Source organism: Cereibacter azotoformans, from assembly GCF_021391315.1.
GTDB lineage: Bacteria > Pseudomonadota > Alphaproteobacteria > Rhodobacterales > Rhodobacteraceae > Cereibacter_A > Cereibacter_A azotoformans.
Genome location: NZ_CP090022.1, coordinates 651,513 through 667,376, shown reverse-complemented (window position 1 = coordinate 667,376; position 15,864 = coordinate 651,513). Strand labels below are relative to the sequence as shown.

The 15,864-nt window shown below is 70.8% G+C and carries 10 protein-coding genes and 3 pseudogenes; 6 read left to right on the top strand and 7 right to left on the bottom strand.

Going from position 1 to position 15,864, the window contains the following annotated elements:
• Positions 1–34: 34 nt before the first annotated feature.
• The gene (locus tag LV780_RS18285) at positions 35–1,474 is read right to left on the bottom strand and encodes an IS1182 family transposase (protein WP_233864042.1); all 1,440 of its coding nucleotides are present in this window, start codon (positions 1,472–1,474) and stop codon (positions 35–37) included.
• A 61-nt stretch (positions 1,475–1,535) separates the two neighbouring features.
• On the opposite strand from LV780_RS18285, the pseudogene LV780_RS18280 reads away from it, so the two are divergent.
• Both LV780_RS18280 and LV780_RS18275 read left to right on the top strand, forming a co-directional pair.
• Positions 1,536–1,679 (top strand): annotated as a pseudogene (locus LV780_RS18280) (IS256 family transposase); the annotation flags it as partial.
• Between the two features lie 257 nt (positions 1,680–1,936).
• Positions 1,937–2,285 (top strand): annotated as a pseudogene (locus tag LV780_RS18275) (IS110 family transposase); the annotation flags it as partial.
• Positions 2,286–2,344: 59 nt separating this feature from the next.
• Here the strand turns inward: LV780_RS18275 and LV780_RS18270 are convergent.
• Both LV780_RS18270 and LV780_RS18265 read right to left on the bottom strand, forming a co-directional pair.
• Positions 2,345–2,470 (bottom strand): annotated as a pseudogene (locus tag LV780_RS18270) (IS5/IS1182 family transposase); the annotation flags it as partial.
• A gap of 22 nt (positions 2,471–2,492) precedes the next feature.
• Positions 2,493–3,224, bottom strand: coding sequence for a Crp/Fnr family transcriptional regulator (locus LV780_RS18265; RefSeq protein ID WP_101342318.1), 732 nt, complete (start codon positions 3,222–3,224; stop codon positions 2,493–2,495).
• Positions 3,225–3,400: 176 nt separating this feature from the next.
• Between LV780_RS18265 and LV780_RS18260 the strand changes: the two genes are divergently transcribed.
• A complete protein-coding gene (locus LV780_RS18260) occupies positions 3,401–3,640 on the top strand; it encodes a hypothetical protein (RefSeq protein ID WP_011910420.1) in 240 nt (79 codons plus the stop codon).
• 123 nt (positions 3,641–3,763) lie between these two features.
• On the opposite strand, the gene LV780_RS18255 is transcribed toward LV780_RS18260, so the two are convergent.
• Positions 3,764–4,492, bottom strand: a complete 729-nt coding sequence (locus LV780_RS18255; protein WP_101342317.1) for a sensor histidine kinase — start codon at positions 4,490–4,492, stop codon at positions 3,764–3,766.
• Between the two features lie 470 nt (positions 4,493–4,962).
• Here LV780_RS18255 and LV780_RS18250 point away from each other — a divergent pair, with 470 nt between their 5' ends.
• From LV780_RS18250 to LV780_RS18240, 3 genes are read left to right on the top strand one after another with little or no spacing between them, the layout of a single operon-like run.
• Positions 4,963–5,133 carry a hypothetical protein gene (locus tag LV780_RS18250; RefSeq protein WP_181318587.1) on the top strand — a complete coding sequence of 57 codons (171 nt, stop codon included), beginning with the start codon at positions 4,963–4,965 and terminating at the stop codon, positions 5,131–5,133.
• Positions 5,134–5,171: 38 nt separating this feature from the next.
• Positions 5,172–13,451: a GH36-type glycosyl hydrolase domain-containing protein gene (locus LV780_RS18245; RefSeq protein WP_181969647.1), complete on the top strand. Its 8,280-nt coding sequence runs from the start codon at positions 5,172–5,174 to the stop codon at positions 13,449–13,451.
• 58 nt (positions 13,452–13,509) lie between these two features.
• Positions 13,510–13,782, top strand: coding sequence for a hypothetical protein (locus tag LV780_RS18240; protein WP_108222705.1), 273 nt, complete (start codon positions 13,510–13,512; stop codon positions 13,780–13,782).
• A 170-nt stretch (positions 13,783–13,952) separates the two neighbouring features.
• Here LV780_RS18240 and LV780_RS18235 read toward each other — a convergent pair whose 3' ends face one another.
• The 3 genes from LV780_RS18235 to LV780_RS18225 all read right to left on the bottom strand — a co-directional run bounded on the left by LV780_RS18235 (position 13,953) and on the right by LV780_RS18225 (position 15,644).
• Positions 13,953–14,366 (bottom strand): hypothetical protein, encoded by a 414-nt coding sequence (locus LV780_RS18235; protein ID WP_108222706.1) that lies wholly within the window; start codon positions 14,364–14,366, stop codon positions 13,953–13,955.
• A 253-nt stretch (positions 14,367–14,619) separates the two neighbouring features.
• Positions 14,620–14,964: a hypothetical protein gene (locus tag LV780_RS18230; protein WP_146172353.1), complete on the bottom strand. Its 345-nt coding sequence runs from the start codon at positions 14,962–14,964 to the stop codon at positions 14,620–14,622.
• Complete coding sequence (locus LV780_RS18225) at positions 14,961–15,644, bottom strand: SOS response-associated peptidase (RefSeq protein WP_233864040.1); 684 nt, start codon at positions 15,642–15,644, stop codon at positions 14,961–14,963. The genes LV780_RS18230 and LV780_RS18225 overlap by 4 nt, the downstream gene beginning before the upstream one ends.
• Positions 15,645–15,864 lie beyond the last annotated feature (220 nt).

Sequence of the window (15,864 nt, the reverse complement as noted above, 5' to 3'; positions counted from 1 at the left end):
GCTCAGGTGCGTTTCCTGCGGTCATTTTTGCGAATCAGCCGGGAATCGCCTCCATCAGGCGCCGGGCACCGATCAACGAGATCATCCGCTTCATGTTGTAGGCCAGCACGTTCAGCGCCATCTCCGTCCGGACGTTCTTCAGACGCCGCGTCAGGAAATGGGTCGTGCCCATCCAGGCCTTGAGGGTGCCGAAAACATGCTCGACCGTGCAGCGCCGGAGCGTCATCGGGTCGGGATCGCGGGCGCGGCGTTCCCGCATCGCGTCGATCAGGTGCTCGTGCTCCCAACGGGTGATCCGCCGCTCCGTGCCGCTCGTGCAGCGGCGCTGGATGGGACAGGTCTGGCAGTCGTTGATCCAGTATCGGCGGACCTGCAGGCCGCCTTCCTCGCGGGTGCCGCGGTAGGTCAACCCGTTGCCAGCCGGGCAGGTGTAGATGTCGCGCGCCGGGTCGTAGAGAAAGTCCGTCTTCACGAACATGCCCTTGGCCTCGTTGCCGGAGGTCATGGGCCGCGGCACGGTCGTGGTGATGCCGGCCTCATGGCAGGCGAGGATCTCGGTGCCGCTGAAATAGCCCTTGTCGGCGATTGCGTGCAGGTCGTCGTGACCAAGAGCCTCCCTGGCCGCCGTCGCCATCGGGCTCAGCTGGTCGCGGTCGAAGCCGTGGTTGGTGACATCATGGGTGACAATCAGGTGCGTCTCGGCATCGACCGCGCACTGCGCGTTGTATCCGACCAGGCCGCTGTTCCTGGCACTGGTCGCCATCGCACGGGCATCAGGATCAGTCAGCGAGATCTGCCCGTCCGGTGCGTCGGCCAAGGCCTTGTCCATCGCCTTCAGCCGCTCGATTTCCCGCCGGATGCGGCCGTAGCGGCGGGCGAGATGGGCAACCTTCTCCGCCCGCGCCTCTCCCTCCTCCTGCCGGTCGATCCGGACCATCTCATTGATGCAGCGCGCGACATCCGCTTCGAGATGGGTCAGCCGGCTGGCGATCTTGCCCTTGGTGAAGTTCCTGTCGCGGTTGTTGACCGCCTTGAACTTGCTTCCGTCGATGGCGACGCAGTCGCCCTTCAGCACGCCGATCCGGCGGCAGAGTTCGACGAACTGCGCGCAGGTCTTGCGGATGGCAGCTGCATTGTCGCGCCGGAAGTCGGCGATGGTCTTGTGGTCGGGCACCAGCTTGCCGGTCAGCCACATCACCTCGACGTTCCGGCCGGCCTCCCGCTCCAGTCGGCGGCTCGACGGGATGCGGTTCAGGTACCCGTAGATGAACAGCTTGAGCAGCACGGCCGGGTGATACCCCGGCCGACCCGTGCGTGCCGCAGCCGAGCGGACGAAGCCGAGTTCCGCCAGATCCAGTTCGTCAACGAAGAGATCGACGACGCGCACAAGGGCATCCTCACTCATCCAATCCTCAAGCCGATCCGGAAACAGCACCGTCTGGCTGCGCTCGACGCCCTCGATGAAACCTGCCATCCCGAACCCCTCCGACCTCAGAAAGTCTACCACAGGTAGGGGTTTTCACACAGCCTCGGCTCAGACCGTGCTGCCCCGCGCCGAGACCGTGCCGATGCTGCTCTGGGCGCTGCTGGCGTCCGGCCAGATCCAGATGCGCAAGGTGGATGGCTGGGAGACGCTTGGCCCGACCTCTCGACCCCTGCCCATTGACCTCGCCGCCTGAGAAACCCAACCTTCAAATGCCCGGAGCACGCTGTCAGGCAATTTCCACGGAAGTCGCGACACGACCGGATCCCATACCGGCCAAGGGAAGAGTGCCCACTGATGAAGAGGCCTGACACATGGACGCATTGGATCGTATCATGACCGCAGAGGCGACAGCCCGCTAAAACCGGGGCTACCCACACATGATGTGACCGCCCGCCCGACGGCATCGATGTGCCAGGTCGGGTCTGCGGCGATCCACAGAGGAGAGCGGTCATGTCAGAGATCACCACGGTCGGGCTCGATCTGGCGAAGAACGTGTTTCAGGCGCATGGCGCCGACGCCTCGGGAAGAACTGCGCTTCGGAAGAAGCTTCGGCGGGATCAGGTGCTCGACTTTTTCGGCCGCCTGGCGCCTTGCATGGTGGCCATGGAAGCGTGCGGCGGGGCGCATTTCTGGGGCCGCGAGATCGGCAAGCCCGGGCATGAGGTGCGGCTGATCCCGCCCTTCTACGTCAAACCGTCCGCACGCTCACAATAGCCCAATTCCCGTAGACAGGATCGTTTTCCCGCCGAACGACGCCGCCGACGCCGAAGCGATCTTCGAAGCGGCCCTGTGTCCGAGTTCAAGCTGGTCCGCGTCAGCGGATTGAACGAAGGCATAGCCCCCCCTTCCCCCCTGACGTCAGGCGACGCGGACGATCTCGGCGGTGCCGAGGGCGTTGAACCGGTTGATGAGTGCGACGCGGATGTGGATTTCGGCGGACTGGCGGTCGGGGTCCCTCGCCATGATGCGTTCCCCGAAGGCCTGCCCCGCCGTCCCACTTGCGGGGTCACTTCAGCAGCGGCCCGTCGTGGTCCAGATAGGCCAGGTCGAAATCGGCCAGGGCGACGAGCCCCGCAAAGTCGTGGAACTCCACCCGGCCCTTCTGGAAGCTCATCAGCCCCGCCTCGCGCAGCTCGCGCAGCACGCGGTTGATGTGGACGGCGCTCAGCCCCAGCGCATCGGCCAGCAGATATTGCGAGAGCGGGCAGGCATAGCCTTCCTGCGTCCCCAGCCCGACGAGCGTCAGCCGCGCCCCCAGTTCCAGAAGGAAATGCGCCGTGCGCTCCTGCGCGTTGCGCCGCCCGATGCTGACCAGATGCTCGACCACCATGGCCTCGTCGCGCGAGGCGGCCCAGAGGACGGCCGTGGCCAGCCGCGGCGCGCGGGTGAAGCCGTCGATCAGCTCGCTGATCAGCACCTCGGAGGCTTCGACCCGCGTGACCGGCTCGATGTTGTGGTCAGCCGTGCGGAACAGCAGCGACCGCAGGCCAAGGAAATCCCCCGGCACCTGGAAGTCCACGATCTGCCGGCCGCCCCCGGCGACGGTCTTGTAGGAGCAGACCCAGCCCGAGGCGAGCACATAGGCCGACCGCTTCACCTGCCCCTCGTGGACCATGTCCACGCCGGCGGGGAAGCTGCGCGGGCGGCCGTGCATCCTGCCCAGGATCTCCAGCTCGGGATCGGACAGGGCGACGAAGGCACCCAGTTTTCGAACCAGCGGAGTGTCCTGAACCTGCATGACTGCCTCGCATCCTTGACCTGCTCCGGGAAGAAACCTGCTCGATGATAATTTAACCGGGATGGGGCGCCAGATACTGCTTCAGATCAGCGTCTGCCCCGCCAAAACTGCGAAGATGACCGGTGTCCGCTCGTCGGGGCAGTTCTTGCCTCGCGATGTCACCCGGAAGGGTCCTCATGTCCAGAACTCCTGCAGATGTCCCCGGCACGGCAGCCCTCGCGATCTGCGAATCGCTGCTTCTGGCGCTGAATGACCGCAACGTGCTGCCGGAGCGCGAGATCGTCGGCATCCTTCAGGATGCCGCTGCCGCCCACGCCAACGATACCGGCGAAGACGGTCAGGCAGAGCTTCACGCGGCCGTTGCCGCGCTGATCAACGGCATCCTTGCCGGCGGCAACTCCGTCCGCCGCAGGTAACCCTGGTTTCACGGCATTTCAGCAGGACATTTGAACCCCATCCCTTGAAAACCAATCTCTTGAACGGTCGGGCCGGCGCATCGTCACGATGGGCCGGCCCTTTTCCTGCCCGCCGGGCAGGGCTCACGGGCCGGGGGAGCTCTGAAGGTTCGCCCCCCGAAGCGGGCCGCCGCCGGGCGCGACCGGCCGCGGATCGGCCGTCGGCCGGACCAGCGCGGGAAGCGACAGGCGGAAGTCCAACCCCGTCGCCGATGAGCGGTAGCGGATCGTGCCGCCCACCTGCCGGGCCAGGTTCTCGACCAGCCGCCGCCCGATGCCGGACGGTGGCCCTGCCCCGGCCTGCGGGGCGATTCCCTCGCCTGCATCCCTGATGGCAATCACGATGCGGTCACGGCTGTCCTTGCGGCAGCTGACGCGGATCGCCGTGGCCGTGTCCGCCTTGTGGCCATGCTTCAGCGCGTTCGTCATCACCTCGCTGACGATCTGCAGGACCGGAAGGATCTGGCGCAGCGGCAGCAGGCACCCCGGCCCCGAGCTGTAGCTGATCGTGGCACCACAGGCCGGACCCTCGCGGAAGGCGGCGCAGATCCGGCCGATCTGGACGCCGATGTCGCTTGAGGAAAGGCAGGCGCCGGTCGAGAGCATCCTGTGCAGGTCCGCCACCGCCGCCATCTGCGCGCCGATGCCCTCGACCAGCCGCAGGACGCAGGCCCTGTCCGGCGCCTCCGCCCCGGTCGAGACTTCCGACATCTTCAGCCGCACATAGCCGGCCAGCATGGCCAGGTGATTGGCGATCCTGTGATCGGCCTCGGACGCATCCGTCCGGTCGACCCCTTCGTTCCCGAATTCCATGAAACCCCCTTGTGATGTCCTTGCGTCCGTCAGCCGCCGGCCCGCCATGTCCGGGCGTGCAGCCTTGGCCCTTCCGGGCCGCGCCATGTCGCCTTGTCCCTGACATCGGCTGCCTTCGGGCCTGCCGCAGCAGGCTTCTGCCGCGTCGCCGCATCCGCAGCGGGAAGCGCCCGACGGGCGGGCGCCCTGCGGCGGGCCGCTCGCCGCAACGGGACAGTGACACGGCCCCCGTCCCCGCAAGCTGATGCAGGTTAGTGCGGGGCGATCAAGTCGCGCTCAGGATGCAAGGACGGCGCATGACCGCCCAGGCCGGACGGGCTCCTCGCCTCCCCGCAGGCCGGGCGCGGGTCACGGGGCCCTCTTCCCTCCGACCGCCCGCCCCCGCTGCCAAGGGCGCTTCGCAAGGCGCAGATCCGGGCGCCGGCACCCGCGGGCCGGCCTCCGTCGCAACCGGAAAAGGAGGACGGGTCATGAACTGGAACCAGATCACGCAGAGATGGGACGAGATGGCGCGGCGCGTGCAGTCCGCCCCCGCCGCGCGGCCCGTCGGGCTCTCCGGCGCGGCGCGGGCTCCGTCGAGCGGGGATGATCCCCCTGCCCCGGCCGATGCCTCCGCGGCCGCGCTTCCCGCATCCGAGTGAGCCTGGCCGCCAGGGGACGCGCGGGCCTCAGGTCGCTCGTGCAACGGCGGCCCGCCTGGGCCGGCGCCGCGCCGCAGGCGCCGTGGCGCGACCTTTCCCCGATCCGGGAGGAACTGTTCGGCCCCGAGCGGCTGGAGGATCACGCGACGAGCCTTGCGCGGGTGCAGTCGGTGGCGCGTCGGCCCCGGCGGGTTCTGGCGCTGAACCGGCGGCTGAAGGACAATGCCGCGGTGCTGCTGGCGGCCTATCGCTACAACGGCGCGGCGCTGGTCAGCCACCAGTCGGTGCCGCCAGCCGCGCAGTGGCTGCTGGACAATTTCCACCTGGTCGAGAAGCAGCTGGCGCAGATCGCGCTGGACCTGCCGCCGGGCTATTACCGGCAGTTGCCGAAGCTGGCCGCCGGACCCTTCGCCGGCTACCCGCGCGTGCTGGAACTGGCCTGGGCCTATGTCGCCCATACCGACAGTCTGGTCGCCCGCCCGATGCTGGGCCGCTTCGTGCAGGCCTACCAGCAGGTGCAGCCGCTGATGATCGGCGAGCTCTGGGCCGTGGCGATCACCCTGCGGATCGTGCTGGTCGAGAACATGCGCCGTCTCGCCGTGCAGATCAACGAGGCGCACGCGCTGCGGCTGGCGGCGGACGCGCTGGTGGACGCGGGGGCCGGGGCACCGCTGCCGGCCGACAGCGGCGAGTTGCCCGAGATCCTGGCCGCGCAGATCGCCAAGCGGCTGCGCGGCTGCGACCCGGTCGAGACCCCCTTGCTCGGCTGGCTCGAGGATCGGCTGCGCCGTCAGGGCACCGACCCGGACGACGTGGTGGCCCGGGCGCAGGCGCGGCAGGGCGCCTCGAACGTCACGATGCGCAACATCGTCACCAGCATGCGCACCCTTTCGGAAATCGACTGGGCCGAGTTCTTCGAGGAGATGAGCCGGGTGGATGCGCGGCTTCGCGCGGTCTCGGCGTTCGGCGCGATGGACTTCGCCACCCGCGACCGCTATCGGGCGGCGATCGAGACGCTGGCCCGCGGCTCGGCCGCCAGCGAGCTGGAGGTGGCCGAGGCCGCGCTGGCGCTGGCCGCCGAGGGCCCGACCCCGCGCGAGCGCGAGCCCGGCCATGCGCTGATCGGCACGGGCCGCGCCGCGCTCGAGGCGCGGATCGCCTATCGCCCGCCGCTGGGCCGGCGGCTATTCCGCCGCATCGGCCGGGTGGGGCTGGCGGGCTACGGCGGCGCCATCGGACTGGCCACGGCCGGGGTTCTGGGCGGTGCGGGCTGGGCGCTGGCCGCCGCGGGTGCGCCGGCCGCGGCGCTGCTGCCGCTGGGGCTGCTCGCGCTGCTGCCGGCGACCGAGGCCGCGACCGCGCTGGTCAATCTGGCCGTCACCCGCAGCGTCTCGCCCGCGCCGCTGCCCGGGCTGGATCTGGCCGCGGGCGTGCCGGACGATCTGCGCACGCTGGTCGCGGTGCCGGTGCTGCTGACCGGGGCGCAGGATCTGGCCGAGCATCTGGAGCGGCTCGAGGTGCATCACCTGTCCAGCGTCGGCGGGGCGGTGCATTACGCGCTGGTCTCCGACGGGACGGACGCCGCGACCGAGACGACGCCCGCGGATGCGCCGCTGATCGCGCAGGCGATGGCCTGCATCGCCCGGCTGAACGCCGCCCATCCCTCGGGCCGCGGCGACCGCTTCCTGCTTCTGCACCGCCGCCGGCACTGGAACCCGTCCGAAGGCTGCTGGATGGGATGGGAGCGCAAGCGCGGCAAGCTGGCCGAGCTGAACCGGCTGCTGCGCGGCGCGACCGATACCGGCTTTCTCGCCTGCGACGTGCCGCAGGATGTGCGCTTCGTGCTGACGCTGGATGCCGACACGCGCCTGCCGCGCGACGCGGTGCGGCGGCTGATCGGCAAGCTCGCCCATCCGCTGAACCGCCCCCGTCTCGACCCCGACCGCCAGCGCGTCACCGAAGGCTACGGGATCCTGCAGCCGCGCGTGACGCCCGCGCTTCCGGTCGGGCAGGACGGCTCCGGCTTCCAGCGCATCAGTTCCGCCCCCGGCGGGATCGAGCCCTATGCGGCGGCGGTCTCGGACGTCTACCAGGACCTGTTCGGCGAGGGCTCGTTCACCGGCAAGGGCCTCTATGACCTGGACGCCTTCCAGGCGGCGCTGGCCGGGCGGGTGCCGGAAAACGCCATGCTCAGCCACGACCTTTACGAAGGGATCTTCGCCCGCGCCGCGCTGGTCTCGGACGTGGAACTGGTCGAGGAATTTCCCGCCCGCCACGATGTCGCCGCCCGGCGGCAGCACCGCTGGGTGCGCGGCGACTGGCAGCTCTGGCCCTGGGTCTTCGGCGCCAGGCGGCATGGGGTGACGCCGCTGGGGCGCTGGAAGATCGCCGACAACCTGCGCCGATCGCTGGTGGCACCCTTCGCGCTGGCGGCGCTGGCGGCGGGCTGGCTGCTGCCCCTGCCGCAGGCGGCGCTGGCCAGCCTGCTGGTTCTGGCGATGCTGTCGCTGGGCCGGCTGCTGTCGTTGCCCTTCGCCATCCTGCCGGGGCGCGCCGGCATGACCTCGCGCAGCCATTTCAGCGCCCTGGCGAGCGACACCGCGGCGGCGCTGCGCCAGATCGCGCTGGAGATCACGCTGCTGCCGGATGCCGGCTGGCGGATGCTGGACGCGATCGGCCGCACGGCCTGGCGGCTGCGGGTCAGTCGCCGGCATCTGCTGGAATGGGTGACCGCGGCGCAATCGGCGGGCGGCAGGCGGCCCGGTCTTGCGGGCAGCTATCGCGGCATGGCGGGCGGTGCAGGCCTTGGCCTTGGCGTCAGCGGCGCCGCCCTGCTGCTGAACCCGCCGGTCTGGCCGCTGGTCCTGCCCTTCGCGCTTCTGTGGCTGGCGGCACCGGCGCTGGCCTGGCGGATCAGCCGGCCCGGCCGCGCGGGGCTTGCCCCCGTGACACCGCAGGATGCGCGCCACCTGCGCCTGATCGCCCGCCGCACATGGCGCTATTTCGAGACCTTCGTCACCGAAGCCAGCCACCACCTGCCGCCCGACAACTTCCAGGAGACCCCGCGGCCGGTCATCGCGCAGCGCACCTCGCCCACCAACATCGGGCTTTACCTGCTGTCCACGGTCGTGGCGCGCGACATGGGCTGGATCGGTCAGGAAAGGGCCTTGCGCCGGCTGGAGGAGACGCTGGCCACCCTGCAGCGGATGCGGCGCTTCCGCGGGCATTTCTTCAACTGGTATGACACGACCGACCTTCGGGTGCTGCCGCCGGCCTATGTCTCGTCGGTCGACAGCGGAAACCTGGCCGGGCACCTGCTGGCGGTGGCGCGGTCCTGCCGCGACTGGCGGGCGCCGGTGACGCAGGCGGGCCTGCACGCGGGCCTGAGGGATGCGCTGGCGCTGGCCGAGCAGGAGGGCTGCGAACCGACCGGGCTTCGGGCGCGGATGCAGGCCGCCCCGCCCGAGGCTCTGGAAGGGCTGATCGAGACGGCCACGCCCGACCCGCCCCCCGGCTGGCTTCTGGCGCTGCGCGAGCGGCTGGCCGATCATCGCGCCGAGGCGCGCACCGACTTCACCGCGCGGCTGCAGGCGGTCGAGACGCAGGCGCGCCGGATGGCGCTGGCCATGGATTTCGCCTTCCTGCTCGACCCCGAGAAGAAGCTGCTCTCGATCGGCTTTTCCGCCGAGACCAACAGCCTCGATGCCAACTGCTACGACCTTCTTGCCTCCGAGGCGCGGCTGGCCAGCCTGTTCGCCATCGCCAAGGGCGATGTCCCGACGCGGCACTGGTTCCGTCTGGGGCGGGGCGCCACGCCGGTGCGGGCGGGGGCGGCGCTGATCTCGTGGTCGGGCAGCATGTTCGAATATCTGATGCCCTCGCTGGTGATGCGTGCGCCGCGGGGCTCGCTGCTGGAACAGACCAACCGGCTGATCGTGGCACGCCAGCAGGATCATGGCCGGGCGATGGGGACGCCGTGGGGGATCTCGGAATCCTCCTACAACGCCCGCGACCTGGAGATGACCTATCAATATTCCAACTTCGGCGTGCCGGGTCTGGGGCTGAAGCGCGGGCTGGGCGAGAACCGGGTGATCGCGCCCTATGCCACGGCGCTGGCCGCCATGGTCGATCCGGCCGGGGCGGTGCGCAACTTCCACGCCCTGCGCGCGCTGGGGGCCGAGGGGCGCCACGGCTTCTACGAGGCGGTGGATTTCACCGCCAACCGCCTGCCCGAGGGCGAGAGCGCGGCCGTGGTGCGAAGCTTCATGGCCCATCATCAGGGCATGACCATCGCGGCCATCGCCAATGTGGTGCAGGGCGGCCTTCTGCGCCGCCGCTTCCACGCCGACCCTCTGGTGCAGGCGGTGGACCTGCTGCTGCAGGAACGGGTGCCGCGCGACGTGAACGCCGCCCCTCCGCGCGCCGAGGAGGTTCTGGTCGCCGCCGACGAGACCGAGGCCGCCCCCGCCGTCCGCCGCTTCGAGGCGCCCGAGACCGCGCCCCCGACCGCGCATCTGCTGTCGAACGGCCGCTACGGGGTGATGCTGACGCCCACCGGCGCCGGCTTCAGCCAGTGGCGCGACATGGCGGTGACGCGCTGGCGCTCCGATGCCACCCGCGACGCGCTGGGGACGTTCATCTATGCGCGCGACGTCGGCTCTGGCGCGGTCTGGTCGGCGGGGGCGCAGCCGCTGCCGGGGCCGGGGCGCTGCTCGGCCGTCTTCAGCGAGCATCAGGCCACCTTCACCCACCGGCAGGGCACGCTTCTGACCACGACCGAGGTCGTGGTCTCGGCCGAGGACGATGCCGAGGCGCGGCGGGTCACGCTGGGCAACACCGGCCGCCACCCGCGCGAGATCGACCTGACCTCCTGCGCGGAACTGGTTCTGGCGCCCGCCGCCGCCGATCTGGCGCATCCGGCCTTTTCCAAGCTGTTCGTCGTGACCGACCACCTGCCCGAACTGGGGGTCATCATCGCCACCCGCCGGCGCCGCTCGCCCGACGAGCCCGAGGTCTGGGCGGCCCATATCGCGGTGGTGGAAGGCGCCGAGACCGCGCCCCACCAGATCGAGACCGACCGCGCGCGCTTCATCGGGCGCGGCCGCTCGCTGGCCGATCCGGCGATGGCGCAGGCGCCGCTGTCGGGAACCACCGGCACGGTGCTGGACCCGATCCTGGCGATCCGGCGCCGGCTTCTCGTGCCGGCGGGGGGCATGGCGCGCCTGACCTTCTGGACGATGCTGGCGGACAGTTCGGACGGGCTTCTCGACATGGTGGACCGCCACCGCGATCCGTCCGCCTTCGAGCGGGCGGTGACGCTGGCCTGGACCAAGGCGCAGGTGCAGCTGCGCCATCTGGACGTGAGCAGCGCCGAGGCTGCCGATTTCCAGCGGCTGGCCGGGTTCATCCTGCGCGGCGACGGCCGCCTGCGCCCCTCGCGGGCGCGGATCGCGGCGGGCGCCGGGCCGCAGGCGGGGCTCTGGCCGCAGGGCATCTCGGGCGACCTGCCCATCGTGCTGCTGCAGATCGAGGACATCGAGGACATGGGCAAGGTCGCCCAGCTTCTGGCCGCGCACGAATACTGGCGTGCGCGGCAGCTTCCGGTGGATCTGGTGATCCTGAACGACCGCGCCGCCAGCTATGTGCAGGATCTGCAGGGGGCGATTGAGACCGCCCTGCGCAGGTCGCAGTCGCGGCCCCGGACGGATGCGGGCGTGGCCGAGGGGCGCGGCGGCGTCTTCGTGCTGCGCGCCGACCGGATCACGCCCGAGGCGCGGGCGCTGCTGCTGTCGGTGGCGCGGGTGGTGCTGGTGGCGCGGCGCGGCAGCATCGGCCAGCAGCTGGAGAGCCTGCCGATGCCCGTGCCGCCGCCGCGGGCCGTGGCCGCCGCCCGCCCCGCCCCCGATCCCGCGCCGCCGCCCGAGGCGCTGGAGTTCTTCAACGGCACCGGCGGCTTCGCGAAGAATGGCCGCGAATATGTCATCCTGCTGCAGGAGGGCGCCACGACCCCGGCGCCCTGGCTGAACGTGATCGCCAACCCCGGCTTCGGCTTTCAGGTCTCGGCCGAAGGCAGCGGCCACAGCTGGGCCGAGAACAGCCGCGAGAACCAGCTGACGCCCTGGAGCAACGATCCGGTCTGCGATCCCGCGGGCGAGGCGGTCTATCTGCGCGACCGGGACACGGGCGAGGTCTGGACGCCCACCGCCCTGCCGATCCGCGGCCGGGGCACCTATGTCGCGCGCCACGGCTTCGGCTACAGCCGCTTCGCGCATGGCGCGGGCGGCATTGAGGCCACGATGGGCCAGTTCGTGCCTCTGGACGATCCGGTGAAGATCACCCGGCTGCGGCTGACCAACCGCTCGGGCCGGGTGCGGCACCTGTCGGTCACCGCCTATGCCGAATGGGTGCTGGGGCCGCACCGCTGCGCGACCGCGCCCTATCTGGTGACGGATGCGGCGGAGGGCAGCCTGTTTGCCCGCAACCCGTGGAGTTCGGCCTTTCCCGGCCGCGTGGCCTTCGCCGACATCGGCGCGGGGATGACGGGCTGGACCTGCGACCGCGCCGCGTTCCTGGGCCGGGGCGGCAGCATGGCCGCGCCTGCCGGGCTTGCCCATCCGCTCTCGGGCCGCAGCGGCGCGGGGCTGGACCCTTGCGCCGCGTTGCAGCGCGACCTGACCCTCGCCCCCGGCGAAAGCGCCGAGCTGGTGATCCTGCTGGGCCAGACCGAGGGCCCCGAGGCCGCCCGCGCCCTGATCGCGAAGCTGCGCACCGCCGATCTCGATGCGCTGGAAGCGCAGGTCGCGCAGCACTGGACCGACCTGCTGACCTCGGTGCAGATCAGCACTCCCGACCGGGCGATGGACATCCTGCTGAACGGCTGGCTGCTCTATCAGACCCTGGCCTGCCGGATCTGGGCGCGGGCGGGCTTCTATCAGGCCAGCGGCGCCTATGGTTTCCGCGACCAGCTGCAGGACGGCATGGCGCTGACCTTCTCGCGCCCCGGGATGACGCGCGCCCACCTGCTGCGCGCCGCCGCCCGCCAGTTCCCCGAGGGCGACGTGCAGCACTGGTGGCTGCCGCATTCGGGGCAAGGGGTGCGGACGCGGATCTCGGACGACCGGGTGTGGCTGGCCCACGGCGTCGCCCGCCACGTCGCCGTCACCGGCGATCTTGCGGTGCTGGACGAACAGGTGCCCTTCCTCGAAGGGCCGCCGCTCGATCCCGGGGCGCATGATGCCTTCTTCCAGCCGAAGGTCTCGGAGGCGACGGCCAGCCTGTTCGAGCATTGCGCCCGCGGGCTGGATCAGGCGATCGCGCTGACGGGCACGAACGGAATGCCGCTGATCGGCACCGGCGACTGGAACGACGGCATGAACCGGGTGGGCGAGGGCGGCCGGGGCACCAGCGTCTGGCTGGGCTGGCTGCTGATCGCCACGCTGGACCAGATGGCGCCCCTGGCCGACGCGCGCGATCCCGCCCGCGCGGCCCGCTGGCGCGCCCATGCCGAGAGTCTGCGGCAGGCGATCGAGGCTGAGGGCTGGGACGGCGCCTGGTATCGCCGCGGCACCTTCGACGACGGCACGCTGCTGGGCTCGGCGGCCTCGGGCGAATGCCGCATCGACAGCATCGCCCAGACCTGGGCCGTCCTGTCGGGGGCGGCCGATCCGGGGCGGGCGGCACAGGCGATGGCCTCGCTCGAGACGCATCTGATCCTCCCCGATCCCGGCCTTGCGCTGCTGTTCACCCCGCCCTTCGACCGCACGCCGCTGGACCCGGGCTATATCAAGGGCTACCCGCCCGGCCTGCGCGAAAATGGCGGACAATACAGCCACGCGGCGATGTGGGCGATCCTGGCCCATGCGCGGCTGGGCGACGGCGACCGCGCGCAGGCGCTGTTTGCGCTGCTGAACCCGATCAACCACGCGCTTACCCCGGCCGAGGCCGCGCGCTACAAGGTCGAGCCCTATGTGGTCGCCGCCGATGTCTATTCCACCCCGCCGCACGAGGGGCGCGGCGGCTGGACCTGGTACACCGGCTCGGCCGGCTGGATGTATCGGGCCGGCATCGAAGGCATCCTCGGGCTGAGCCGGTCGGGCGACCGGCTGCTGATCGCCCCCTGCCTGCCGAAGCACTGGCCGCGGATCGAGGCCACGGTCGTTCACGGCGCCTCGCGCAGCCTGATCCGGATGGAGAACCGCGGCGTCACCGGGCGCATCCTCGGCGCGACGCAGGACGGCCTTCCGCTGGAGGTGCGGGGGCGAACGGTCATCCTGCCGCTTTCGCCCGGGAGCCGGCAGGTGACGATCGAGACGGGCTGAACCGCACGCGGCGCTGGTCCGGCAGCCCCGCCCGGCGGAGCATCTCGAGGAGACGCCCGTGGTGGGCCTCCTGCTGGTAGCGCGGCATGAATCCCGGCGCAACATGGCCCACGCCGCAGGCCGGGGCGCTGCGGCGCGGGCCATGTTGCGCACAAGCTCGATGGCATGGTCCACCGTCGCGGACGTGCGGGGGATGGCCCCCTGGACCAGCGCACCCGAGATCGCCAGCGCCAGCATCCGCTGCGCCCGGAGGCCGGTGGGGTCAAGCGCCAGCGCCTCCTCGGCCAGCCGGATCGCCTCGACGAGCGAGGCGGCGGTCAGCTCGCAGTAGCGCGCTTGGGCCCGCAGGAGCAGCAGCCGGATCGGGAACGGATCGGCCCGGATCTGGTCGCGCAGCCGCCAGCGGTCGTGCAGCATCGCGAAGCGCGTCGCCAGCTGCGCGATCTCGTCCAGAAGGCCGATCTGCTGGCCCGGCGTGCCGCGGAACCGCTCGCCCGGGATCTACAGCCCCGAGGCGGCATGGACGAGCCGCAGGATGATCTGCACCGCACCCTCGTCGGCCAGGAAACTGCCGCGAAGCACGAAATCGGCCGGTTCGCCCGGCTCGCTTCCCTCGTGGTGGATCACGTCCAGCTCGCGCAATGAGGAAAGCTCGATGACGATCGCCTCCTTCAGCCCGCGCAGATAGCGGTCCTGCCCCGGATCGGCCGAGAGATTCTCGAAGGTCAGGACGCGGACCGTGGGCCGGCGCCGGGCGGCCGCCCTCTGAAGCGGGAGGCTGTCGATCAGCCGCTGCCGGAGGTGCTGGGTCTCGACGCCGGGGGGCACGCCATGTTCGCGCGCGAGCATCGCCTTGCAGCTTGCGTAATGCCTCAGCGCCTGGTCGCGTTCGCGCCGCGCGGCGTGCAGGTCCATCCCCAGCCGATAGGTCGCCTCGCGCGCGGGGTCGATCTCAGCATCCGACGGACCAGAAGCAGCCCCTCGTCCGGCGGGGCGGCGCGGCCGAGGCCTGCATCGCCTCCTGGATGGCGGCCGACCCGCCCGACATCCGCGAGAACCCGGTGCAGGGCCGGCAGGAGGCCCGGGAGGCTTCCGCAGCAGAAGCTCCGCCCCCGGGACCGCAGAGGGCAGCAGTCCTTCAGGGGTCCGGGCCTGCCGCGATGGCAGGTCAGGCCTTCTTCTTCGCCTCGGCGGCCGCCTTCATGCGGGCAAGCAGGTCCGCCTTCGGACCGCCCGGAGCAAAGGGATTCTGCGCAGTCCCCTTGGCATTGTGCTCGCTGTGACGCGGCGTGTTCTTCTTCGGCAGGGGTTCCTTGGATTTTCCGCGGCCCATCGTGATGTCCTTCTCGCTCGATGTTTCATCATCCCTCATGGGGCATGACCCCTGCCTCGGCAACCGCCTTGCGCTGTGGGGCGGCGCCGGCATCGCCGCACCGTGCCAGATCCCGCATTGCTCGCGGGCGCAGTCCCAGCCCCACGGCATCAAGCCGCGGCATCGGCAGCCGACGTTCATCCGCCGGCCCCTGCCGGGTCCGCCGAGGCTTCACCCACCAGCAGCGACCCGTCGGGCAACGGCCGCTGCAGAAGCCGCGCCTCGCTCCACCCGGCCTCGAGCCAGGTCTTCCACTCCGACGGGTGGGTGAGGATCACGGGCATCGCCTTGGGAGGCACGGCGGCGACCTCGGCGTTCGGCGCCGTGATCAGGAAGGCAAAGAGGTCGTCAGTGGTCGCCCTGTCCTTCTGCTTGCGGACCGAGGTCCAGCCGGGGACGTGGATGCCGGCGAAGAACATCGGCGCCCCCTGCGCGTGCGCGAACCAGGCGTTGCCAAGCCCCGCGCCGTGCGGCTCGGCAAAGCTGGTGAGCGGAACCAGGCACCGGTTCTCGCGGCCAAGCCAGCGCCGCCAGTGCGGCGAGCCGGCATTGCGCACGTTGGTGACGCCGCGGGCGACCTTCCGGCCCACAAGATATTGCGGAGGCGTCAGCAAACCCCAGCGCGCCCTCGCGAACGCGAGGCCGCCGGAGGAGCCCGCCCGGACGATCGGCGCCGGCTGGTCGGGGTAGATCTCGGGCTGCGGCGGCAGGTTGCCGAGGCTGTCGAGGATCTCCTGACCCGAGAAGAGCTGCCGCATCGCGTCCTGCGCGCGGGTCTGGCTGTAGATGGGGTGATTGCAGCAGCGCGATCTTGGCCTCAAGCTTCTGCTCTCATCATCATGGAGGAAGTCATGGACTACTATACTGGACTGGCTCGGAAGATCGCCGTTCTCATGCATTCGCTGTGGAAGAACGGCTCGACCTACGATTTTGGCAAAGAGGCACGGCCGGCATGAGAAGCGATAGATCCTGATCTCGATCACTCAGCCGACCAGCTGTCCCGCGAGGGCGAGGCCGGGATGACTGCGCTGCAATCTTTGT